Consider the following 22,810-nt stretch of genomic DNA (forward strand, 5'->3'; position numbering starts at 1 on the left):
CGGCGGCAAGGCCCGGCAACCGGCTCGGGAAACAACAGTCCGAGCGATCAGCGTCAATAAGTGAGTTAGCGAAGCCACGCTTCGATTTAGGGCGAATGCTCTTTTCAACGACGACAACGAGGGTGGTCGTCCTTTCAACTTCTGGAGAGAAGAATGCAAAATGGCAAGACTTCCAGAACTGACCTGAGGCTTTCGAGCCGGGCGCCGGTTCACAGGATGGTTCCGACAAACACGTACCAGGACGATGACACGGCCTCAGCCGTGGATCTGGTCTCGTTCGATCCGATGACTGAGTTTGTCTTCAGTGTGCAAGACCCGAACGCAGTGTCGCGCGACAGGATCGCGGCGGCCGCGCGTGAGATCTTTGGCACGGGGCCCGAAGGCAGCGACTTCATCGCGAAGCTCGTTGAGCACATGCTGTCGGCTGCAGAGTCACGCGCGAAGATCGTTCAAGAGCTGATCATCCTCGGCGGCAACCTTCAGCAAATGGTCAACATGGCCATCACTCATCACACCGGTAAGGTCGGTGACACACTCACTGCGCGCCGGAAGGCAGCGCAACTCTGCTTTGACTTCTTCAAGGCGGTGCTGGGTATCACACAGCCCAGCGCTCGTGGCTACATTCGCTGCCACCAACGATTTGCGGACGATGCTGAAGCGATCCGTATCTTCAGCTATGGGGAACTGAATCTGCTAGCCGCCAAAGACGTTACGGACGAGCAGATCGAAGTCATCAAGCTCAAGAAACGGGAAGCCGAAGAGCTTAAGGATCCCAGCAAGAAGATGACACGGGATGACGTCGAAAGGCTGCTGCGAGAGTTGCAGCTCAAGGACGAGCAAGTCGAAGACGCCGCCCGCGAACTGGAGAACATCCACGAAATACTTGAGGACCACAAGACTCAACTTGAGGTCACTGAGCGCGAGAGCCAGCACCTCAGGGAGCAGCTTGCCACTTACGAGCGTCATCTTGCCGAAAAAGAAAGCAGCATCTCCAACCTTCGCACCGCACTGACCGAGCGCACTTCCGGCTATCCGGCGATGGAGCAGGAACTGGCTGCCAAAAACAAAAAGCTCGAGGAGCTTTCGCAGCAACTTGTTGCTGCCCAGAATGCGCCAGCGAAAGTGGAAAAGGTCGAAGTTCCCGTTGAAACGCTTCCCGCAGGCTATCAAACAACCAAGCAAGCGGTGATGGCAGCGCTCGAGGAACTCGAAGAGGCAAAGAGCAGGACGCAGGCTCTCAAAGACGAACAAGTCAACATCGAGGCGGAACTCAGGCGTCAGCAAGCGGAACTGATTGCCAACAAGGCAGTGCACACTTCTCTTGAAGCGCTGACCGCCGCCTGGGAGGACGTCAGCGGCAAGATGAGCTCGTTCCAACTGGCTGTGCTGGCATCCACGGATCCGAAGCAGTACGACCCCGCGCTCGAGGCCCTGGCTGCGCAACTGCGCAAGTATGTCGCCGAAATCGAAGCGGCGTTGCAACGGTAATAGACCGATGCGATAGCGAATGGCGCCTCGGACCGGGCGCCGGATCAACACGAAGAATGAACAAAAATGTCTACTGATAAAGCTCTCAGCACCGAAGCACGCAACGTACTGCTCACCCCGTGGTTGGCTGAAAAGATCCAACGTACGAACTTTTCGCTTACCGACTTCATGTTCCTTGCGCTCGCCGGACATTCCGAGCTCGAAAGCATCTTTGGCGTCTCGCTCGCCAACATGGACACCTTCCGGCAGCATGCCGCCGCGAAGGCAACGCTGATGAATCTCCCGTTTGTCGCGCTTGCTCCGGTGCTTGAAGATCCACGCGACTGGGAGACTTTCGTCGACGGCGCAATGGACTCACATAACGTCGAGAGGCTAACCAGAGAGATGCCGCGGGTGGATCAAATCACTAGCCGCGACATCTATCATTACAATCAGGCGTACGTCCAGCTGCTCAAGGACGTGTTGCACATGAACGTCGCCGCGATCCCTCTGCTCGGCATTTCCAGGGAACTTGCGTCGTATCTCAAAGGGCTGCCGATGGCGCGACTCGACAACGCGATCGGCGCAATCAAGTTCCCGTTGTTCCGGTGGCGTTTCCACGACGCGAATTTCTGGATGGAATTTAGCGCTGGCTGGCTTACCGAAGAGACCGTTGCGCACTACCTGATGCACACGTCGCCCGTCAGCACCGCATCGCTGCCTTATCAGAACGCCTGGACGGATCTGCGGCTTGAACGCAGCGACAAGGAAGTTTTCGCCCGAATGATGATGGCGCAAGGCTGCCGAGCTTCGACTGCGACAAATCTTTTCAACCTCAATCCGGGCAAGGCTCGAGCCACATATAAGCACATCCACGGCGTTAGCTCTCCCTGCGGATGCAACCCAACGTCGCTCACCTGGTATGTCGAACAATCGGTTCATCGGCTCCAGGCGACGACATACGTGTGGCTGTACCGCAGCGCCCTGGACAACGGCGGAAATATTCCCGAAGCGCTGATTGCGGCGAACGACATCATGGCCAAGACGTTCGGCAAGAGTCTTGTGATTACCGCAGATCGTGGAAACCATCTGACGCGAGCGATGGCGCTCGACTCACGCCTCACGATGGCGGCCTGTCGCGGTTGCGGCACCGATTATGTCCTGTCCAACGGCGAGGGAAAGATCGAACTGGCGAAAGACTTTAGCTGCCCCGGCTGCAACTACCTTCTCTCGCCAAAGAGTCAGGTGAGCAAGCGCAAGCAACCACATTAAGGGAGGTCGCGCCATGCATCAGGATTTCGCGGTTCAGATTGGGTTGGTGGTCTTTTCGCACGATGGCCGCGTCCAGTTCGGCTGGCGCGATATTGAAACTGGCGAATTCCACGCCGAAGCCGACGGCCAATGCATCCCGGGTGTGATCGGCGTAGTGGAGTTCACAGCGGACGTGATGCACTGATATGCAGGACTTCGCTTATCTTTTTGGCGACAGCGCCGCGGCTTGGCTCAGAGGCCGTGGCGACGCTCGCTTCCCACACTACGAGCGTCATTACAGAGCCGAGCGTCAGGCGATGCCCGAGACGTTCGACCTCGAAACAGCCAACGAACAATATGCGAAGCGGTGTGAGCAACGATCCGGCGCCCGATTATTGCGCGTACTGGACAGCAAGGCGTTCAAACATCTGGTGTTCTTCCTCATTATGGCGTGGGGAGGATCACTGCTGCTCACAACGGTCGGCAAACAGCAACCGGTCGCTGCGGGTGTCGTGCTCCTCGGAATTTTTGTTGCGATACGCATAAAGCGAAGACGAGAACAATCCCGGCGGCGCTAGCAAACGGTTGCGTGCCTGCAACGAAGTACTCAGACGGAACTTACCGGCTATTACAATTCGTCGCCGAGGTCACTAGCTGAGCAACGAGCGCAGGTCAGGACGCTCACTGATCGCGGGTCGCCTTGACTTCAGATGGCGCTCGATAAGATGAAAGTACGGTTGTGCAAAGGGGCACAGCCAATAACACTCCGAGGAAGTAAAGCAATGAAAAAGAACATTTCCGCTCTCACGGCTATCTCTTTTGCAACCGTACTCGCCCTGTCGGCGTGCGGCGGTGGTGGCGGGGGAAGTAGCGGTCAGCAGACCAGCGCAGCTGCACCCGCAACGAACAGCGGTTCCCTGCAAACTTCTGTGGCGACGCCGACATATGCGAGTAGCTCGATGCAAGCCATGACTTTTGCGCAACTCAATTCCTACCGTCAGTCAATGGGAGTGGGCTTGCTCGCGCAGGACGCGGCGCTCGACACGGCTGCAAACGCGCATGCGCTGTATCTCGCGACGAACGTGGGTAACGGCAGCATCCCTGCTTTGACCCACACGGAAGTGTCGACGAACGCCGCCTATTACGGCGACACGCCGCCTAGCCGTGCACAGAAGGCTGGTGTTTCATCTACCGTATCTGTCGGCGAAGACGTTGGAGCCTGGCTGGTCAATTCGCCCCCGACTGCGAGCGTAGATTTTGCCAATTGCCTGCCCAAGTTGCTGAATACGATGTACCACCTGGTTGGGGCGACTGACACATTCCAGACGATCGGGATCGGTTTGGGGTCAGCCGACGGCAGCCATCTCATGACGGGTGGGATCATGAACGCCTGTACGTTGGATTTCGGACGGACCGCGAGCGGACAACAGATGCCGACGACCGCGATCACGCATGTGCCACTCTCCAACGAGACGAATGTGTTCCTGCAGATGTTCCCGGAAACTCCCAACCCGGCACCGGACCTCGCCACGCCCGGACGGCCGATCATGGTGCGCGTGAACGCAGCAAATCAGGGTGACGTACTGACCGTGACGAGCTTTACGCTGACGACGTCGAGCGGTTCGGTTGTGCCCACGCGGATCATTGTTCCGTCGCAGGCCCTCGCGGGATCGACCTCTAGCGCTACCGCTGACGTAAACAGTGGTGAGCTTCCTGCAGGGGTTGCTTTCCTCCTTCCGCTGGCACCGCTGTCGACTAGCACGACCTACACGGTGTCGTTTTCGGGTGCGCGTGATAGCACGCCGGTCAACGTGACGTGGTCCTTCACGACAGGCACCCAGCAGTTGTAATCCGGTCCCAACAGCAATACCAAAGCGCCCCGTGGTTTGACCACCGGGGCGCTTTTCATTTTGGGAGGACTTTACCGTCGGCGTGACTAGATCATTCGATTTACACGCGTGTCAGCTGAACAGACTGACACGCCAATCACCTCACAACGACGCGAGAGGGTCGGGGACGATCGAGAGGCATCACACTCTTATCGACTCTAGTTCCCACCGCCGCAGCCCGGCTTATTGTTGGCGTTCGACACAACCCAGACGGCATCAATATTGTTGCTCGGACTGACGGCGCACAAGGCTCCATAATCGTTGAATTGGCCGCACTCTGCCTGATAGAGCGGACCGACAGCGCCAACCAGATACAGGGTATCGTTCGTTGGCATTCCATAATTGCCCAGGTATTGCGCCACGGACGATGTGCCCAACTCGGCGGCGGTAGCCAGAGACCAGTACGAATACGGGAAGCCGTCGGCGGGTTGGGCCGCCTGCGAGTATCCTGCCGGCAACCTTGCGGCGCATTGAACATTGGGGTCGAACGGCAAAAAAGGCGGGTTGCAGGACAGCCCGACCCAGGACGACCCGTTCCACCACGGTGCGGAAGCCTGGGTCCACCCGGACGAACATGTTGGCGGCGGCTGATATTGACAACTGGGCGCCGACCACTGCGCACCTTGCCACACAGCGGGAGAAAGCGTTGTCCAGCCAGCACCCGCCGAACACTGAGTCTGCGGAATGGCTGCGTGGCTAACGGGCGACCCGCACGTCGAATCCTGATAGCCTGGCGAGCACAGTACGGGTTTGGCCAACGCGCCCTTCCCTGCCGCCAGCAGAATCGCCACCGACAGGACGCCCCAAAAGTTCTTCCAGCGTTTCATCTAGTTATCCTTCTCTTTTCGGGAACTAATACGCGCAATAGGTCGAGACGACGCCTCGCGCGCCCGGAATCGGGCTACCAACACCGTCGTAAATGAGGATCGTCCACGGACCCGTGCCAGTTACGGGCCCGAAGTTCACGCCCGTTGTCGGATCGACGGAAAAGTTTTGCGGCGTCAGTTCGATCTGAGCTAGCCCACCATTCGGACACGTTGGCGCGGGGACGACACTGCCGTGAACGACCTGCCAGTACGCCATGCGCAGAATGCGACCTCCAATTGGCAGCCACGTCCCGTACAGACATTGCAGTAACTGCCCCGAACCATCGCTGTTCGCTGACATCGCGGTGCCGGAGCATGCGGTCCCCGGCACTGCAAGGTTTCCGACCTTCACGAAACCGTCGACCGCTGCATTACCGTGTACTGCTGCCGCGCCCGCGTCCAGCGGAGCCGGCGCGCTACCTGCCGCGTTCTGCACGTAGAGGGTCGACGGCGTACGAATCGCATTGCTTACCGCGACGTTCGATGCCGCCAGTGCGGGGGCTGCTATCGTTCCTTGCGCGTCGATGTTCTGGACGTTGTGGAGACTCACGCCGTTCACGTTCTGGTCGCCCGTCCACGTAAGACTCCCATCGCGCCGGATATAAACCGAACTGCCATCATCGTTGGGACCGTTCGTCGCCAGGATTGTCGCTGCCTTGGCACCAAGCGGATTGGCGGTTGTGAACGATCCGTTGATGCCGCCGATCACGGCCGGGTTCTGGGAATTCGAATAGCCAAACTGGCTTGTCCCGGCCAGCTTTGAGCCAGCCTGAGCCACCTGGGCTGCACCGCCTACGTCAGGCTGACCACCCTTGAGCAAGGGCTTCGTCGGATACATCGTGAAAGCCACGCGGCAGTTGCCCGCCGCCTGCGTGCAGCCGGCGGGTATCATCGTCATGGAGGTCGCATACGAGCCGCCCCAGAACGGTCCTGCGCTATGCGTCTGCTTCAGATTACCTGCCGCGACGAGTTGCGCGAGTGTTGGCGGCGTCAACGTCGATACATTTCCCGACGCCGTGTACTGCGAGAGGATCGTCCCGAAGTTGTCTGAGATCCAGCCTTCGAACGCGCTAACGAGCGTCGCTTCGTTCTGACCTTCGATCGACAGCATCGTCGCACGCTTATCCGCGACATCCGCCTTGATCGCCTGCACAGTCAGAATCGCTGAGCCCAGCAGCACGATCATCATTTCCAGCAAGCTGCCCATAGCCGCCCCGGATTACGTGCGCGACGTGTAAAGCTGCAACGTCGCGTATGCGCCTCCCGCTTCACAGGCTGTGCCTGCCGTGGTGCTGCTAAAAGTCGTCGTTGGACCGGCGAGGGTCGTTCCGTTCGCTGCCACCTGCGAATACGTGTTTGTCAACGCGGCCACGCTCATCGAACATACCGCTGCGGGGACCTGATAGGACATGATGAGCGAGTCATTGGCCGTGCTCAGCGTACCGACCGAGATCGTCACTGGCTGGTTGAAGATACCCTTCAACGACGACTTGTCCGACGCCAGACGTGCGCCTGCCGCGTCGAACGCCCGGTTCGTGGCAAGCGTAGTCAGTGTCTCAGTGGAGAAGTCGGCGTCGTTCTGTGTGGCATTCAGCATGCCCGTATGGAACATCTGCGCCTCGCTCGTGAACTGCGACGACTTGATCAGGGTGTAGACATAAGCCCCACCCTTGATCACCGCGATCGCCAGGAGCGCGGCGCCCGCCATGTAGGCACCCGCCTCGATCAGCGACAGCTCGCCCGACTGTTTCCTGCGTCGAGCCATCTGGAGCAAACGCAAACGGGTGGCCTTAGTCATTTCTTGTTGCATAAATCTTCTCCCAAAGTTCACGCCAGTTGACGTGGCTGAAAATGAAACTGCAGGTCGAGCGCTTACTGCGCGCCGGCTGTCGGGATGCCACCGCTCATGTTCACGGCTCCTGTGACGACATACGAACCGACACCGATGGTCAGGAAGGCGATCACCGCGAAACAGAGCAGCACGTAATGCGTCAGCCGCGCGTTTCGCTTTACGGCCTCCACCACACGCGTAAGCGAATCGCGACCGAGCGACTTGATCGCCGCTTCAAACTGGTCACGGCCCGCTGCATCGGTAATGGTGTCTACGATCATTTCCGAGAAGATGCCAGTGTCAAGAGCCCGCATCGGCTGATCGGGACGCTGCGTGAGACGCTTGCTCATCGTGGTCAGATGCCAGCGCATCCATGGGTCCGAGGATTGCGCCACCCGGTTAATAGCCGCCCGCAAAGTCAGATTGGAATCGAACAGCCCGGCCAGCGACACAATCAGCAGCGCTGCGCGCATGTCACGACGGTTGCGCCACATGAGCGGAAATCTGTCGAACCGGTTGCGCAGCGGACCGACCCAGCGCTTTAACGTGTAGAAGTACAACGCAATCGTTCCGATAATCAGCGAGGCCGAAATCCACCAGTACTCGTAGGCAAAAGTATCAATATGGAACAGCAGGCGTCCGACATCGGGCCATTGCTCTAACGGCTTGATCTCGACAACCTGCGGGTAGATCATGCCGCCGAACATCATGCAGAAACCGTACAGATAGATCAGCAGAAACGTCGGGTAAGCCACCTGCAGCGTGGTCTGTGATGACAGCGTGCGCTTTGCAAACGCGGCCATCTCGGCAAGCTCGAAACCTCGGGCTACCGCGTCTTTCTGCGTTGACTCGTCCGCGATATCGAACAGCGTGTATTCGTCGCCTGGAATGAACGGTTTGATCGCGGCGGAAAACGAGTCACCCTTCACGAGGCGCTCACGGACTCGCGCAAAGACCTTCCACTCGATGCGGTCGCGCTTGCGGTTGCGGTTCTCATAGGTCTCGAGACGTTCACGCAAGGTCTCCACGTCCCGAAGACCCTTCTTCTCAATATCCAGACGGGTTTCCTTATAGAAGGTCTCGCGCACGCTCTGGAAACGCCAACGTGCGATCCGCATCTGCGTCGCCTCAGGAAACCTGGCGATCAACGAACTCAACATGACCCATCACCCTCGTTACAGTTTTCCGTCAGCACCCGGCATCACGCGGTATTGCGCGAGAGCCTGCATCGAACGGTTGATGAATTGTGGGTCGATTTCACCGCGGGAAGCCTTGAAAAGAGCGTGTTCATATAGCGTCTTTCCGGTCATGTCCTCGTTATCGAACCCTGTCCTGCGCTCGCCGCGCCACACGGCACGCGCACCGCGCCAGTCTCGTGCAGCAATCCGCTCGCGAAATTCCTCTGTAGGACGGTAAAGCTCGGCCACGAGTGTTGGGCGCGTCGTGCCGCCGGCGACCTTGCCGTCGCGCGAAAACAGTCCGTCGAGGCGGCAAGTCGGGCAACCCGCATGGTCGCGGCAAGCCATCTTCGTCGTGTCGAGGCCGAACTTCGAGCGCAGCAGCTCGAGATCGCTTTTCTGCATCACATCTTCGGCCGGCAGCTTGCAGTCTTCGCACAACGTCGGGACCAGCTTCTGATTGCCGACGGCATTGATAAAGCCTTCTGCCGCCAGTTCGTCGATCGGCAACTGGAGGCGGCCGCCCGCCATACGCATGACGGCTGAGATAATGTCCCCCGCATGCAACGAAAAGCGAACCGGGTGTCCCGTCAGCGCCAGTTCCGACACCAGTCCCATCACCACGCGATCGCGCACTTCGGAGATGGTCACGTCATCCGGGTCCATACGCATGAGCGTACGGATCACTTCTGCGTATTTGCGGTTCGCCTCGTCGTCGGACTCGTCCGGACGGCGGATGATCGAAATCTCGGATAGCCACGGCAGCGGATACTCGGACGGCTCACTCACAGCAAACTGCTTCTTCAGTTCGCGATCGGGCAGCATGTACGACAGCGCACGCAACAGCGTCGTCTTGCCGGAACCCGTTTCGCCCGTCAGAACCGTGACACCGCCGCTCACGTAATTGAGCGTGTCGATCAGGGCAAGCTGACTCGGAGAAAGCCCCATCTGGTCCGGCATGAGCACCGAATAGTTCTTGAAATTGCCGTCAAGCAGACGCAGGCCAACGTCGTAGCCGCCGACCGTCGAAGCTGATTGCCAGCGCAGGTTGACGGTGTCCCGTCCCAGAACAAGCGGGATCATCGCCGACTGCGGCGCACTCGGCTGAAATGAATTGCCCGAGTTCGTGTTCTTTTGTACAAGGTCCGAATACGCGGCGGACAACGCCCGGCGTACGATGTTTTTCGGAAGCCGCCGGTATGTGTAGAGATCGCCGTTCACGCGAAAGCGCACCTCAACTTCCCCGAGGAAATCGCGCGGCTCAATATGCACGTCGCTCGCGCCGTATGCATGGGCGGCTTCGATGATGTCACGGAAGTTGCCGATAGCCCGAGACGCCTCGCGTTCGCCTTTCAGGGCGACGTCGCGCTTTCCTTCGTAGATCGCCGCGATTACTTCCTCGGTGGCGATCATTTCCTCCTGCACCAGTAGATCGTGTGCGGCGAGGTCTTTCAGGAACGTCGCAAACTGCGCCCGCTCGCTGAAGCGGGCCGTGGCCGCAACAATTGCGATGCCCGGCTGGATCTCCACGGCAACGAATTCCTTGCGCACCGCTGCCGATATGCGCAGTGTCGAGTCTGCGTCAACGCCAGTAATGACGCGCTTGAAATCGGGCAAGGCTTCCGCTGACACCAGCGCGGGACGTCCGGTCATCGTGCTGGTCGGCTCTTGCTCGTGGCCCTCGTCTTCATCGTTGTCCCGCATGGACGCGGCTGCCGCACGTCTCGCAGCCTGCCCTGTCGCAGCACTACGCACGTTGGCGGAGGCCGGCGCCGTTGCAGGCGCCGATGCGGGAGCCGGTGCAAGTGCCGATGTTTCGTCAGGTGTTCCATGATGAGAGAACGTGACGGCACTTTCATTCCACATAGGCGCGCTTTCGGCCACAACAGCGGGCCGAACAACTTCAGCGCTCGAAGGTGCCGTGGCGCGCGCGCGATCAATAGGGCGGGACTGCGCTGCAATCAACTCGTCCAGCTCACGCAGCGCCTTCTCGCCTTCCGCATACACGTCGCCAAGGGACGCGCTCAGATCACCCGCGCCCACAACAGGGTCCGGCGTCCGCGCCGTCGGAACATCTTCCGTTGTGGGCGCGGGCGTCTCAACAACCGCGCTCGCCTCACGCGTAGCCGTCGCAGTATGCGGCGCTGACCCGGTAGCGTCAGATTCCGTAAATTCCTCGACATCAGTGATGTCGTCACCGGACAGCTTGCGACCGAGAAACGACACGGTCGGATTGATCGCCTTCGTAGGTTCGCTGAAGTGCGGTTCCTGCGCTGCGCGGGTCGCGCTACGCCCGCTTTCCACGAACGCTGTTGGCCTGATGCCGCGCAACCGCTTCAGAAATCCGCCGCCAGCCTGATCTTCGTCCGTCTCGTTGCCAGAAAAAAGACTCATTACCTTATCTCCCGTTCGGACCGAACGAACCCACCCGAGTACCCATAGGAAGCGGGCCGCCAAGGTCAGTGATAGCCTGCACTGCCGCGCTGTCTCCTGTCGGGAGCGACGCCGCAGATGTCGAGATGACTTCAGACCACGTCCGCTTACCTTCCGAAACGGCAACGTGGTAACCATCGACGCGCGTGACGACCCAGCCGTTAATCAACTTTTCACCGCGCGTGGCGGAATAGATACCGCCCTGATAGTCGTACAGCACGTGAACTCCGCCCATATCGCTGTATGCACCAACGAAAGTGACGGGTGTCGTACGCCGCGCGGGCGGATCAACTGGCTTTGATCCTTTTGGTACGACCACAGCCGGGGTCACAGGAGGTGCCGGCGGTGCCGACAACGGAGCGTTCAGACCGATACCTTGCGCGGGCGCTTGGGTCGCGTCCGTCTTGCGCATCGAGTTGACCAGGTTCTGACGTGCAAGACCGTCAATGTCGTCCAGCGTCAGGTGCTTTTCATCGGCATGCGCGAGGCTCACGATGCAGAGGGAAAAAAACGATGCCGCCGCAACGCGGACGGTGTTATTGGAGAACATAGTATTTACCCTTCGCCGTGAAGTGAACGCCGGTGCCGTCTTCTTTCAGTTCAAGCTCAAGCGTGTCGAGAGACATGTTGTCCGGCAGGTTTGCGAGCAGTCGGCTTTGCCACATATAGCCTTCGATCGTCCAGTCGCCCGCCTGAACGACAGGTCCGGACAAGTCCCCTGCCATCGGCTGACGGGCAAGGACGCGCTGTGGTGGCCTCAACGTCACGACGTAACCATGACTCATCAGCTGGTCGGGCCTGGTCGAAAGACGTTGAGGGTCAGTCTGAAGCTGCTTGATGAGCGCCTGTGCCGTGGGCCATTGCTTTGCCTGCGCCAACGCGACTTTCTGCATGTGGGGGACAGCGGGTCCTTTGGTTTGCAGATGAAGACCGTCAGCATTGAAGACGACGGGACGCATCTGTGCTGACGCTCGAGCGTCGAACTCTTTAAATGTTCCGCCCTCGCGCTTGAAGGTAATGGAACACGAACCGGTGACGCCACACGACGCCTTTTCGAACTGCCATCCGGCCACGTTGGTCTCCTGGTGACCAAAAGTGTCCAGCAGCACGGGCGCAAGTTGCGAAGCAAGAGGCAAAGGACCGGAAAACACGCGCGCGACCGCAGTCTGATATTCCTGCATGTACGTCGGCGGCGGCGCTGCTGGCGGGGGGGGCGGATTGATATAACTGATCGCCTCGCTCAGACCGTAGATCACCGCAACCGCGATGACCGTTAGCGGTACCGCCTTTGGCACCTTGACGGGCAGCTTCTTGACGAGGCCGACGTTTTTGCCGCGGAGCAGTTCGCTCGCAGCAAAAGGCTCATCGAGGTCTACCAGATCCGCGCCGTAGCCGATCGTGACCAGATCGACACGATCGCGTACACACTCTTCCTCAAGAGCGACGCGACGCGATGCCAGCGCATTCAGTGGGACTGTTTCATCGGTACGAACGGCGCCACGCACAACGAGCACGGCGTGAACCCGCTGCCCATCCTGGATCAGGACCAGCACGGCAGGTTTGGAACGCACGCGCTCGAGCACAGCGATGCGCGCGGCCGCGGAATAGAGCTTCACACCCTTGCGCTCGGAGGACTCCGGCGCGCAGAAGCCCGCTACCGTCTCATCTTTGCCCTTGATCTCGACGAAGTGTGTCGCGTCGAGCTCCTGCGCATAGCGTCGACGCTCGGCAGCCCCACCCTTCGTGGCGAACGCACGCCACTCAAGGCCAAAGACGAGCCTTGCTTTCTTTTCGTTGGGAATGTTTTCGAAATGCATCGCGCCACTCACATCGACGGCACGACGTTCGCGGTCAGCATGATCACCTGGAACGTCTTCGCCTTGTTCCAGGCTCCGCTGAAGCCCAGGATACCGTTGTTGCTGGAACCATCGTAGTTGTTCGTCACCGCGCCATACATGACGACCGTTTGCCCATCAGACAGCGCGATGGTCTGGTCATCCTTGCTGCCCACGATATCCGGCAACTGGATCTGTTGTGCCGATGCACCAGAACCCGTGCCAATCGTCGTAAAAGGCCCGTTGAGTTTCGAGCTGTCGCTCCAGTAGGAAAGGATGATCTGGTTGTGATCGTTCACGGACGGCAGGATGTTCACAAAGTCGCCCACAGTGACCGATCCAGGCGTCAGACCCGGCAGACCGGCCCCGCCGCTGAGCGTTCCCGTCGCTGGGGTGGTTGCCGCCAGATAGCCCTTGGTCTCAAACGAACCGATCGACATCGGCAGGCCATTGAGGGTCATCTTCGTCTGGGTGTTGTCCGCGATCGTCTTGCCATACGTGTTGAGCGCATTGATTACCGCGTTCGTACCCGTGAGCGGCGCATTTGGCTTGAGGATCGAAAGTCCCACCGAACCTGCCGAGGTCGCAAGCGATGTGGGCGACACGACGCTGATCGAGTACTGCAGGAGACCATTAGAGATCTTGTTGAAGATGATGTCGGCGCTTGCGCCCGCCTGCGAACCATTGTTCAGCGCGATCTGCAACGTGCGCACGCGGACCGACACCTGGCGCGTCGATATCGCATTCTCGCGCGTAAGCACTTCGCTCATCCGGTCCACGGCTTCCTTCGTGTCCCGCACCATGACAAGGCGGCTCTGCGGATTGACCGTTATCTTGCCGAGAGGCGATTTCAGGCTTTCCAGTTCTTTCGTGATCAGGTCGATTTGATCGAACTTGCCGTCGCGGCCCGTCGACGTAACTGCTGCGAACGAACCCGTATTGGCACTGGTCGTGCCGTTCGCTGTCGACTGCGTACCTGTGGACGTATCCGTGCCCTTCGACATCGACGACTTGATGTTGACTGTGCCGGGAATCGCCGCAATCTGGAACGTGCGCGTCACAAAGCGCGAGATATTGATCGTCGCACCGTCAAAGTTCCACGCGAGCCCCAGATCCTCCGTCAGACCGTGCAGGTACTGCCCGAGCTTCGCGTTGCCCGGCTGCCGGTAGACGGGGTCGACGTTTGTCGGAGCCTGTCCGAGCCCCTGGACCGGAACCTTTGCTGCTCCGTTCCCACCGTTGGCATTGCCTGAGCTCGTCTCGATCAACGCATCGCGCGGAATGAAAACGTCCGGGCTCAGGTGCACGGGGTAACCTGCGGCGTCCGAAAGCATTGTCGCGATCTTCGAGAGTGGCAGGTTCGCCGGTAGGGTAACGGACTTCTCGCGGAACACCGCGGGCAGAGTGGCTTCGTATGCGACTGGGACAAGCCGGTCGCCGAGAAAGGCAGTCTGCACGTGTTCGACGAGGGGCATCGACTCACCCATGCCGGACATTGCGTGCGTCGCGTCGCGCGTCGCCGAGTCATACGCGTTATTCACGTCGGTCTGCGAAACAACGCAACCTGTAAGCGTGGACGCAACGAGGAGGGAGACAGCAGCCTGAAATCGGTTTGCACGCATCGGTTTAGTCCTGGCAGTTGGCCGCGCGAGCGACCACGCGAATTACATTGTTGGAGTGTTCGCAAACGCGTGTCGGCGTGCGCATGTGATTCGTTGCCCGCATCACTTGCGTGAGCACCGAGTCGAAGTCGCCGCTGAAGCTTGCGTTGAATTCAAGCGGCAAATCGTCATCGATCTTCCAGGCAAGTTGCCACCCTTGCTGTTGCAGCCACCGGTCGAGCGCATTGCGCAAGTTGATGTCCTGCGGCGTAATTGAGAAAGTCAGAATGCCGCCCGGCGCTGAAGCACCGGTCGGCCCTGGAAGCACCGCGGGAACGACATCGGTTGATGCCTGCTTTGAAGCCGGGGCGACAGCCTGTGTCGGTTCGGCAGCCGCTTTTAGCGTCAGCGGCACTGAGGCGTGCGATGAAGTGGCGTTGCCCGAGGTCGACCTAGCTGGAGCGGCCATCGCAACAGTTGTGCTCGGCGCGCCGGACAGAAGTAGTTGCCATCCATCGCCTGCCGGCGGCGCTAGCTGAGACTGTGCAAGCGAGGCGGTTGCAACTCCCGTCATCGTAAGCAATGTGAAGATTCGCGCGATCAGTGAGGCGCGGTGGTGGATGGGCATGATGATCATTGGCTTCATGAATTTTCAGTGGGCCGCGCGCTGAATGCGCCGATAAATGTTGTTGGCGTACACCAGTTGCTTGGTCGTTGAGACGGCGTTGTATGCGCCGACTGCCTTCCACGTTGGACCGAACTGTCTGATGTTCGACGCGAGGATCCATGTCCCGACGTATCCGTTAACGCACGCATCGAACAGGGCCCCACGCGTAATGCCATAGCGCCTCAGCTTCGGCAGCCACGACGAATTGATCTGCATGAGGCCGATGTCCTCGGTCCCGTCCGTGTTGACGTTGATCGCATTCGCGCGCATTCCCGACTCCTGTTGCGCAATCGCGCGCACGAGCACCACGTTGACGCGGTGGAACTGCGCAGCGTCGTCAAGGCAATCAGCGAGGGCGGGTGTACTACTGATCAGGGCGCAAGCACACAGGGCGGCAACGGATCGGGCACTCATGTTTTCGGCCGGTCAAAAAAGCGCACGTCGTGTTTGCGCGTGACGTTCACGACGTTTCCGTCCGCGTTGACGATGAACTGATCCGCCGTACCGTTGAACTTGTAATAGCGCCCCTTCTGCTCGCCCGATCCCATATGAGCGACATCCGACACCTTCACGTTGCCGACGGTGTCCGCAAACTTGAAATAGGTCGATCCTTCCTTGTCGAACACGCCCTCGAGGCCCGCGCTGTTTTTCGGCTCAAAGACGTACACAAGGCCCGCGACGCGCGCGACCTCAACACTGTCCGAACCGTTCGACACCACGAACCGCTCTGCCCGGTTAAACGTCACGACATTGCTTGAGTCGTCCCATTTTGGCTTGAGGGAATGCCCGTCCATGTCCCGAAAGACGAGCTCTTTTGCAGGCCTTTGTGAAAAGCGGATCTGGATGTGCGTGTCGTCGCCATCGCGGATCGCGATAGCCCCGAACTTCACCGCCAGCCCGTCCTGGGATTGCGCCTTGTCGGACACCGCCGTCGCACCACTCGCGACTGCGGCCGCGGCAGAATCCGGCACTACGCTCGCCGTCTGCGTTTCCCCAACGATTGGATCAACGGGCGTGGCGCTCGCGACGTAATTCACACCGGTCGACTTGACGGCAGCACGACGCAGCGTGACGTGGTGCGCGGTGAAATCGACGTCCGCATAGAGGTCCACAGCGCCGAGCAGGCGGTCGAGCGACTGCATCCAGTTCTCGCCATCGCGCGTCGCGAAGCTCTGCGCGTTCGTGAGGTCCACGTCCTTCTGCGCCGACCCGGTCCACCCCTGCGGCACCAGTGCCTTAACCATCTGGGCGAGCGGCAACGTTGCGCTCATCGGGCGTGTCGTCTCCAGTCGAGCGCGTGCGCCGATCAGCGCAAGGCGGTTCGAGAAACCCATGAAGCCGGCGGGCATGTCACCACTGCGGTTACCCCGCTCGGAAGTAAAACTGTTGGACTTTTTCCAGCGCGCCGTTGCACTGGACCCGCCGACCGAATATGAAATGACTTCGGGCGTGCCGGACACGACGATGTACGGGCCTTCGGTATGGCCGCCCTCAACCTTCAGGACCTGGCCCACACGCGGCTGCAGGTACGTGTCGGTGCCATCGTTGAACACAAGCGCCGGGCGCTCGGTCATGTTGCCGTTGATCTGGTAGTCGAAGTCGAGCGGATCGGTGCTCGCTGCCGACGCGGACAGCGAGAACACTGCCAGCGCGATAAGGGATAGCGTGTGCTTCATAGCCCGCGGTCGAGTTGGGAGAGATGCTGGATGAAGCGCGCGAGATACTCGCGGCCCGGTTGAGGGTTCGCACTGTGGTAGTACGCCACCGCCTTTACCGCCGAATTCGTCTTTCGATAGTTCTCGTTGAGGATGTCTTCGGCAGCTCGGACGTTGGTGGCAGGTGCGAGCGCATCCCACGGCGACGCGAAGCGTTGCCGGTGGTAGCACCAGTTGATCTGCATGAGGCCTACATCGAAATCGCAGCGGCCGTCGGCGATGAGGAAGCGCACGGCCTTGTAAGCGTCCTCGCGCGTGCGAAAGAAAAAGCCGCGGCCTGCGACGTTCAATGTCCATGGCCAGGCGCGACCGTTGTAGGCCGACTCATTGAGCGCGACGCCCGCAAGGATCTTCGCGTCGACGCTTGTATGCATGACGTCGAATGGTGTCTGCGCAGACGCACAGGCCCAGCCGCCACGGCGCTCGGTCAACGCGGCCTGCGCTTCGTCGTCAAGCGCTGCTGGCTGCAGCCACCCATTGCGCACCAGTAACGCCTGCAGGCTTTCCGGCGCGCCATCAACGAGCACAGATGCGAAGCCACGTGACCCCGGCGTGATGCTCTGCCCTCTTAGCGGTTGAGCCCATGTAAGGAAGCGCTGGAGGCCGCATGCGTACACGGGCCTGCCGGGAAGCTCCAGCACGAACCGCTCGCCGTGTTCTTCAACGACAAAGCGCGTTGGGCTGATCACCGTCTCGATCACTGCGGCACCCGCCGACGAGCACGCGGCCGTCAGCAGCAGCGCAGCGATGGCGCGCCTAGTCATGGTACGGCTCCATCACGATGTCTTGCGTAACCTGCACCAGGAATTTTTCGCCGGGCTTGACCGTGATCGTCGGCGGGATGTTCTGGTTGCGTTGAAGCACGGCCTGGGCAGTCGTCGCAGCCACTTGCCCTGCAGTGCTCCCGGTGGTCGTTATGCCGATCGGGCTTGCCGTCGTGGAGGTCGTTGACCCATTGTCGAAGCTTTTCAGCAGTACAGCGGTGATGAAGCCCGCCCCGAAGATCGCCAGGAAGTGGTTGTTGACGTCGCCCGAGAATCCGGCGTACCCGTTCTGGTCAGCGCCCTGCATGCCGTTCATCGGCACGCTCTTGCCGTTGGGTAGTCGCAGACTGGTCGACGCGACTAGCAGCCGCTCCTGACCGACCTTGATGTCGGAACTGTACGCGCCGTTGATAAACGATCCTTTCGGAATCATCAGGCAGTCGCCCCGCAGGCTGTCATACACATCTTCGTCCACCATCAGCGCGACGCGCCCCGGTTTGTCGGAGTTCAGACCTTCGACAGTCTTGACGTGAATGTTGTGCGGAGGAGTCAGCGTGCAGCCGCCAGCCTGTCCGTTGAATGTCGTGCGCTCGATGCCGCCCTGCCCTGCCGTTTCTTTCAGGAACGCCTTGTCGCGGTCTTCTGGTGCCTGGCCCTGTTTGCCCAGCGCGAGCGCCATCGCGTCTGCCGGGTTCTGCGCAGCGGAAGCCGCTGCAGCGCGCGCCGCACGAAAATCGTCCAGAGAGGGAACGCCCGCAGGCGTGGCGGTTGCAGGCTGACTTGAATTACGGGAGGCGCCAGAATGCTTGAAAACCGACGAGGTATAGATCGCGTCCTGCTTGTTGCTGGCGGCGAGAGCTGCTGTGTCGCCACTGCCCGACCCCACCTCGCGCTGGAAATCATTGCCGGTCAGCATCGGCTTTACCGTCGGACGCTGCGCTGCTGCTGCATCCGACGCGGCGCGCGCGGCCGCCTCAGCCGCAGCCGCCTCCTGCTGCTGCTTGATCACTTTGTCGATGTCAGCGGTGCCTGCAGCGGGTACCTCCGTGCTGCTTTTAAGAGCCGTTGCCTTTTTTAGACGCGCTTCTTCCGCAGCCTGATCGCTCGCTTTCAGCTCGTAGTAGAAGCCTAGCGCGCCGATGATCAGTGCGGCCAGCAGCCCAATGCTCATGATGGCGTTGCGGGGCGTCTTGCCTTTGACGATCGCCGCCTGCTCGGCGTTGGGCGTCGCCTGTTCCGTTTTTTTGGGCACGATCAGAACACTCCGAACACGCGCCGGCGCCCACGCATCACCGTCACCTCATCCTTGCCGGAAACGAGGACGATCTCGTCAGCGAGGCGCTGGAACACAAGGAAGTCACCGCGGCGGATAAAGTTGCCGACGACGCGATCGCCGTGATCCTTGTACATCGGCACCGGCCAGGTCTGCGCTTTGGCAGGCATGCGCATCCAGATCGAGTGACCGTCATCGAAGACGACTTCGGGCTTGAATTCGGCGCTACCGTCGACTGAGTAATCCCAGTTCAGCTTGTCGGGCGCAACGGTAATCGCTCCCGAATCGCCGCCGCGCTCCCCATTTGCGGAGCCGCGCCCTGCTCCGTTCCCATCGTCGCGCGCGTTCGTCCGGGCCACCGGCGCGTGCGGATACTGGAAGCGCACCGTCTGATAGAAAAACCCGCCAGCTGGCGACGCGATGAGCGTGAAGTCATACTCGCGCCGGTTCGTCGTCAGGTGCAGCGTGTTGACGATGTCCGCCTTGTGCGGCTTGATGAACACGTGGTTCATCTTGTCGTCGTCGACCTCCCACTGGATGCTGTCGCCCATAGCCGGATCGGCAATCAGCTTCTCGCCCGGCTCGAGCTCGATCGTCGTGAGTTTGAGCGGCGCGGTGAGCACGCGAAAAATCTGGTCGCGGCTGTATGGGAAGACGCCGATGCGAGCGTCGCCTGGCATCGTGAGCGGGTCTGATCCACCGTTGAATGGATTAACCGGACTCATCGGGTCACCGGCAATCATCGCGGCGTTGAACGAACCGTTCTCTGTAGGCTTTTTGGCGTTCGCCGCGGTCATCGGCAACGCTGTTGCCGCGAGCAGGACAAGTAGGCCGAGCGCCGGCCGCTGAAGTCTGGAAGTCATGCTGTTCAAGCTCCACCGGTCCGCTCAAGGCGGAAAAACGGAATATAGATGCCGAAGGGATTGGCGGTGAGTGCTGCGTCGGCCGTTGGCGCGACGATCTGATAGCGCAGGGTCAGCGCATACGACTTGACCTCTGGCTTGCCGGAAGCGCCTGCCTGAGAGGTCGTCGTTGTGAATTCAACGAGGACCGTCTGGTCCTCCAGCAGCGCGATGTTGCGCACGTTCACTTCGCGGATCAGCTTGGGATTGGCCGAGATCTGCTGGAAAGGAGCGTCCTCGCGCAGCCAGCTTTTGAACTGGTCTGTGGCCGCGCCGATCATCTGTGCCTTCACCGAGTTGATGTTCAGCGACATACGCGACGTCTGAAGGCTGTCGGTCAGCACCGGCTCGATCGTGAACCAGCGGACGGCCATGTCACGCATGCTCGTGCGCAAGGCCTGCGAGTCGGGCTTGTAGGCAACAAGTTCAGTCACCACCGGATGACCGCTGACGTCGGCCGAGACCCCGACCACGCGAGTAACGGAAGGCGGCGGCTGACGCGTCCAGACCGCTCCGGCCGCGACCGCAGCGCAGGCGAAAGCGATGAGCATCCAGCGGTTGCTCTCGACCTTGAGCCGCGTGCTGGTCTCGAAGATGACTTTCGATGGATCTTCTTCCTCGGCATACATGCCGGGGGCCGTGGATAGCGCGGCCTGCCGCTTGTTCCTGAAAATGCGCATGGCAACCCTTGATGAATGGCTACCATTGAAACAATTTCTCACAGGCGATTTGCGGCAAAAGGCACAGAGTTTTAGCGGCCTTTTATGTTTGCCTCTTTTGCCGATTGATCCGGCCGAATTGCGGCGTGTAACGCGTTACGGATCAAACCGCGGAAAGACCACCTTTTTTGATAGTCTTTTCGGATCCGCTGGCTGCGACGTTGCGCTATTGTACGTACAGGTAATGTATCGTTTATTGCGGTGGTCTATAAACGATACACAAACCATAGCTGCATAATCAACGACTTAGCCACAAACAATGAAAAACGCGTTATACGTGTACGGGATCAGGAGAATTGCTTCACGTTCAAGGTGGCATTGATCTCCTCGAAGACCTCTCTCGCTGGCGTAAGGCTTGACGAGGCATAGTGTCCAGGCGCTAGCCCGGCAAGAAACCGACAAACGAAAGGCAACGGATTGGCGCGAGTTTTGGCTTCTTTTTTCCGGAGACTGAAGCTGCGTGCACTAACCGACGATCATGAGATTGAATGACCGAAATGAGTAACGCGGCTATTAGTAGGACCAACAGCTTAGGTGACGACCCGCTGGCGCTCGCGGCTCTGTATCGTGCAGGGCTTGGGCTAAAATGGGGAAGCCAAGCGGAGGCAGCAGAGAGACTAACGAGCTTGGGCCCCCGCGTTCGCCGGGCACAGATTCAACAAGCCCTAGCTGTTTCGGCATTTCCTGACGAGATTTTGGCGCTGTTTTCCGACGTTGGCATAGTGCACGAGACAGCCCGTCTACTCGTTCGCGCGAGGAATAAGAACGGTATTGCTTATCTAGTGAGTCGTGCTGCCCTCATTGATCCGGCTGGGAAGTCGCGTACTGAAATTTTGGCGCATCTATGCGGCACCCATCGCGTCGGCTTTCGTGGAACATACAAGAGGGATAGCCCCTTGGCGCTGTACAGGCGCTATCTCGAAGGCGTTCGGCTGAAAACATGGGCAACGATGCGCGAAGCTGCCGAGGTGATGGGCATCGCGCATTCGCGAATCGTGTCGGCATCGGCCGTGGCCAATCTACCCAATGAGCTAACGAGTGTTCTCCCGGGGGATTGCCTGACCTTTGAAATGGGGCGCGCCATTGCAGACTTAGTAGCCGTGCGAGGGGTTGAGGCAATCCGCAAAGAGGCGGTAGCTGCCCGGAAGGTGGTACCACAGCCGAGCCCGCAACGTATGCTGGCGCGTCTTATGGGAATCGACGCTTCACAATTCCTTGCCAAGGTGCGGCGTGCGCCCGAGAGGCGCGGCCGACCGGGCCGTATATTCGTGGAGATACATCTCGACGCGTTGGATCCAGACAGTGAATCGCGCCTTGAAACGCTCGTGGGCTGTCTGAACGTGGAGTTCGCAGGCCGCGTGGCGAACGCTAATAGCGTGGCAGGAGCCAGTAGCGGCATCGTTAAGCCACGCGTAGATCCGCGCCGGCCGTATCTCGCTACGCAGCAGCAACGGCTTAACAGGCCAGCTCCTCTTTCCCGCCTTTCAACACCTCCGCACCTGTCCGGCTCTGTAGGATCGAACCGTGGCACTGCCATGCCTCCTGTTGGCGTTCACGACGATCGATCTGCGCTGGAGCATTGGCTGTCTGATTACCAGAACCCAACGACTCGGAACAGATATCAAAACGAAGTCGAACGTTTGTTGTTGTGGGCCATTATCGCGAAGGGAAAGCCGCTGTCGAGCATTGATGTCATCGATGCCGACGAATACATCAACCAGTTTGCCGTGGATCCTCAACCGCGATCTGTCTGGATAATGAAGGGGCGGCGCTCGCGCAATGAACCGACTTGGCGTCCCTTCCGTGGACCGCTCTCGTACGAGAGCCGGCGGAAAGCGCTCGAAACGGTGAGGAAGTGCTTCGACGATCTGGTTTCGTATCAATACCTTGCTGCGAACCCGTTCGAAACCGTTAGGATCGGTGCATCGTGCAGAACTACCTGAGCGCATCGAGCTATGCCGCGGCCGCAGAATTGATCTGCATCGCCATACGGTTCTTTAATTGCTTCCTGCAACGGAAAGGTAGGCAATTCTGGGAGCATTTTCCGACCGTTACCTCGCCCACAGTGCTTCAAAGTACTCGCGACAGCCTTGGCGTCACGCAGCCGACAGCGGCTCGGCTGCCGTCTCATGGATTTGCTGGCGACCGTCTACAGTTGCTGCAAACGTAAGACGCCCCGTCGGGTAATTCGGGATCAGATTGCCGATGTGGTATTCGACTATTTGCGATTGGCCGATGCCGGCGTCGACTGCTTCCTCATGCGTCGGTTCCGAGTCGTACCCGAAACTGAGAGTGAGGGTAAACGGTTCTAAATCTGTAAACGCTGTTGTATATCTTAGAAACTGCTTCTTTCAAATCTCGAATGGGTGGCTTGGCGGGTCAAGTGCGGGCTTCAGCCCGGCGAAGCGAACACTTGACG

The 22,810-nt window shown here is 59.7% G+C and carries 21 protein-coding genes; 6 read left to right on the forward strand and 15 right to left on the reverse strand.

Going from position 1 to position 22,810, the window contains the following annotated elements:
* Positions 1 to 153: 153 nt before the first annotated feature.
* From SB822_RS47585 to SB822_RS47605, 5 genes are all read left to right on the forward strand, one after another.
* Positions 154 to 1,488, forward strand: coding sequence for a hypothetical protein (locus tag SB822_RS47585; RefSeq protein ID WP_410857985.1), 1,335 nt, complete (start codon positions 154 to 156; stop codon positions 1,486 to 1,488).
* Between the two features lie 66 nt (positions 1,489 to 1,554).
* A complete protein-coding gene (locus SB822_RS47590) occupies positions 1,555 to 2,739 on the forward strand; it encodes a FlhC family transcriptional regulator (RefSeq protein ID WP_180736622.1) in 1,185 nt (394 codons plus the stop codon).
* A 13-nt stretch (positions 2,740 to 2,752) separates the two neighbouring features.
* Positions 2,753 to 2,923: a hypothetical protein gene (locus tag SB822_RS47595; protein ID WP_165778933.1), complete on the forward strand. Its 171-nt coding sequence runs from the start codon at positions 2,753 to 2,755 to the stop codon at positions 2,921 to 2,923.
* Position 2,924: 1 nt separating this feature from the next.
* Positions 2,925 to 3,296 carry a hypothetical protein gene (locus tag SB822_RS47600; protein ID WP_410857986.1) on the forward strand — a complete coding sequence of 124 codons (372 nt, stop codon included), beginning with the start codon at positions 2,925 to 2,927 and terminating at the stop codon, positions 3,294 to 3,296.
* A 204-nt stretch (positions 3,297 to 3,500) separates the two neighbouring features.
* A complete protein-coding gene (locus tag SB822_RS47605) occupies positions 3,501 to 4,568 on the forward strand; it encodes a CAP domain-containing protein (RefSeq protein WP_410857987.1) in 1,068 nt (355 codons plus the stop codon).
* A gap of 197 nt (positions 4,569 to 4,765) precedes the next feature.
* Here the strand turns inward: SB822_RS47605 and SB822_RS47610 are convergent, their stop codons facing one another.
* The 15 genes from SB822_RS47610 to SB822_RS47680 form a co-directional block, all read right to left on the reverse strand.
* Positions 4,766 to 5,434, reverse strand: coding sequence for a hypothetical protein (locus tag SB822_RS47610; protein WP_410857988.1), 669 nt, complete (start codon positions 5,432 to 5,434; stop codon positions 4,766 to 4,768).
* A 25-nt stretch (positions 5,435 to 5,459) separates the two neighbouring features.
* On the reverse strand, positions 5,460 to 6,680 hold the full coding sequence (locus SB822_RS47615) for a hypothetical protein (RefSeq protein WP_410857989.1): 1,221 nt from the start codon (positions 6,678 to 6,680) through the stop codon (positions 5,460 to 5,462).
* Between the two features lie 12 nt (positions 6,681 to 6,692).
* Entirely contained in the window at positions 6,693 to 7,271 is a 579-nt protein-coding gene (locus SB822_RS47620) for a type 4 pilus major pilin (RefSeq protein WP_410857990.1), read from the reverse strand.
* 74 nt (positions 7,272 to 7,345) lie between these two features.
* Positions 7,346 to 8,464, reverse strand: a complete 1,119-nt coding sequence (locus tag SB822_RS47625) for a type II secretion system protein (RefSeq protein ID WP_410857991.1) — start codon at positions 8,462 to 8,464, stop codon at positions 7,346 to 7,348.
* A 15-nt stretch (positions 8,465 to 8,479) separates the two neighbouring features.
* The gene (locus tag SB822_RS47630; protein ID WP_410857992.1) at positions 8,480 to 10,876 is read right to left on the reverse strand and encodes an ATPase, T2SS/T4P/T4SS family; all 2,397 of its coding nucleotides are present in this window, start codon (positions 10,874 to 10,876) and stop codon (positions 8,480 to 8,482) included.
* A gap of 4 nt (positions 10,877 to 10,880) precedes the next feature.
* Positions 10,881 to 11,465 (reverse strand): hypothetical protein, encoded by a 585-nt coding sequence (locus SB822_RS47635; protein WP_410857993.1) that lies wholly within the window; start codon positions 11,463 to 11,465, stop codon positions 10,881 to 10,883.
* Complete coding sequence (locus SB822_RS47640; RefSeq protein ID WP_410857994.1) at positions 11,452 to 12,732, reverse strand: hypothetical protein; 1,281 nt, start codon at positions 12,730 to 12,732, stop codon at positions 11,452 to 11,454. The genes SB822_RS47635 and SB822_RS47640 overlap by 14 nt, the downstream gene beginning before the upstream one ends.
* An 8-nt stretch (positions 12,733 to 12,740) precedes the next feature.
* Complete coding sequence (locus SB822_RS47645; protein ID WP_410857995.1) at positions 12,741 to 14,372, reverse strand: type II secretory pathway protein; 1,632 nt, start codon at positions 14,370 to 14,372, stop codon at positions 12,741 to 12,743.
* Positions 14,373 to 14,376: 4 nt separating this feature from the next.
* Positions 14,377 to 14,988, reverse strand: a complete 612-nt coding sequence (locus tag SB822_RS47650) for a toxin co-regulated pilus biosynthesis Q family protein (RefSeq protein WP_410858003.1) — start codon at positions 14,986 to 14,988, stop codon at positions 14,377 to 14,379.
* 15 nt (positions 14,989 to 15,003) lie between these two features.
* Complete coding sequence (locus tag SB822_RS47655; protein WP_410857996.1) at positions 15,004 to 15,432, reverse strand: lytic transglycosylase domain-containing protein; 429 nt, start codon at positions 15,430 to 15,432, stop codon at positions 15,004 to 15,006.
* Entirely contained in the window at positions 15,429 to 16,694 is a 1,266-nt protein-coding gene (locus SB822_RS47660; RefSeq protein ID WP_410857997.1) for a hypothetical protein, read from the reverse strand. Before SB822_RS47660 ends, SB822_RS47655 begins: the two co-directional genes overlap by 4 nt.
* The gene (locus tag SB822_RS47665) at positions 16,691 to 17,497 is read right to left on the reverse strand and encodes a transglycosylase SLT domain-containing protein (RefSeq protein ID WP_410857998.1); all 807 of its coding nucleotides are present in this window, start codon (positions 17,495 to 17,497) and stop codon (positions 16,691 to 16,693) included. The genes SB822_RS47660 and SB822_RS47665 overlap by 4 nt, the downstream gene beginning before the upstream one ends.
* Positions 17,490 to 18,749 carry a TrbI/VirB10 family protein gene (locus SB822_RS47670; RefSeq protein ID WP_410857999.1) on the reverse strand — a complete coding sequence of 420 codons (1,260 nt, stop codon included), beginning with the start codon at positions 18,747 to 18,749 and terminating at the stop codon, positions 17,490 to 17,492. The genes SB822_RS47665 and SB822_RS47670 overlap by 8 nt, the downstream gene beginning before the upstream one ends.
* 2 nt (positions 18,750 to 18,751) lie before the next feature.
* Complete coding sequence (locus SB822_RS47675; protein ID WP_410858000.1) at positions 18,752 to 19,633, reverse strand: TrbG/VirB9 family P-type conjugative transfer protein; 882 nt, start codon at positions 19,631 to 19,633, stop codon at positions 18,752 to 18,754.
* A 5-nt stretch (positions 19,634 to 19,638) separates the two neighbouring features.
* Positions 19,639 to 20,352, reverse strand: a complete 714-nt coding sequence (locus SB822_RS47680; RefSeq protein WP_180736639.1) for a type IV secretion system protein — start codon at positions 20,350 to 20,352, stop codon at positions 19,639 to 19,641.
* Between the two features lie 527 nt (positions 20,353 to 20,879).
* On the opposite strand from SB822_RS47680, the gene SB822_RS47685 reads away from it, so the two are divergent.
* Entirely contained in the window at positions 20,880 to 22,334 is a 1,455-nt protein-coding gene (locus tag SB822_RS47685) for a hypothetical protein (protein ID WP_410858001.1), read from the forward strand.
* The last annotated feature ends 476 nt before the right edge of the window (positions 22,335 to 22,810 follow it).

This window comes from Paraburkholderia sp. SIMBA_054 (genome assembly GCF_046534875.1).
Lineage (GTDB): Bacteria > Pseudomonadota > Gammaproteobacteria > Burkholderiales > Burkholderiaceae > Paraburkholderia > Paraburkholderia hospita.